The sequence below is a fragment of the Endozoicomonas atrinae genome (assembly GCF_001647025.1).
Classification (GTDB): domain Bacteria; phylum Pseudomonadota; class Gammaproteobacteria; order Pseudomonadales; family Endozoicomonadaceae; genus Endozoicomonas; species Endozoicomonas atrinae.
Map to the genome: position 1 here is coordinate 1 of NZ_LUKQ02000692.1, position 709 is coordinate 709.

The following is a 709-nucleotide window of genomic DNA, read 5'->3' on the forward strand; positions in this document are numbered from 1 at the left end:
CGGGATCGAGGCGTATCCGCTCACCGTAGAGTTCATCCGTGTTTTTATTGACCGCAATGTAAAAGGCTCTCGTCAGCTTTGGCTCTGCCAAGTACATATAGCTCTGCATCTGGATATAGTGTTCAGGCTTTGCCTCTTTCACACCGACTTTGACCAGCTGCTTGAATGACTTTTCGTTGTGGGTTTTCATCTCAATGAGATGCCAGGTTTTCGGAGCCTCGATAAAGCCGAGGCCGACACCATCAAAAGAACCGCCGAAATGACCACGGCAGGCCGTTACCCGGAATTGCTTGCCAGTAGCGGGATCAGTCTCAAAAACTTTGATACCGATACTGCGGAGGTCAGCAATAAACCGTTCCTCTGCGAGATGCCCGGTTTGAAACAATCTCAATAACTGGCCGTTATGCTTCGTATCCGTACACCAGCGGAAGCTATACCAGAGTTCCCGGTCGCAAGGCCGACCAATGAGGGAGCCGCCGAGGTGAGCCCGGAAGGCATCACCTTGGTTGCTCTCATAATGCTCGACAATGGCTTTGATGGTGGTTTGGGATGGCTCAGGGATTTGCATTGCTGCCTCCCTTTTCCTTTTCCCGGTTAATGAGCTCGACGATCTTGGGAATGGAAAAAGCATCGTTATTTTGTGCAGCCATTAAGACGTACTTTTTCAACTCCTTGCTCGCACCCGCCTTGGCTAACTTAATGGCTGCAC

The 709-nt window shown here is 50.6% G+C and carries 1 protein-coding gene; it reads right to left on the reverse strand.

The window, feature by feature from the left end; translation table 11 throughout:
- Positions 1 to 568: hypothetical protein (locus tag AK963_RS30095; protein WP_202969956.1), on the reverse strand; the 568-nt coding region annotated here is incomplete at its 3' end.
- Between the last annotated feature and the right edge of the window lie 141 nt (positions 569 to 709).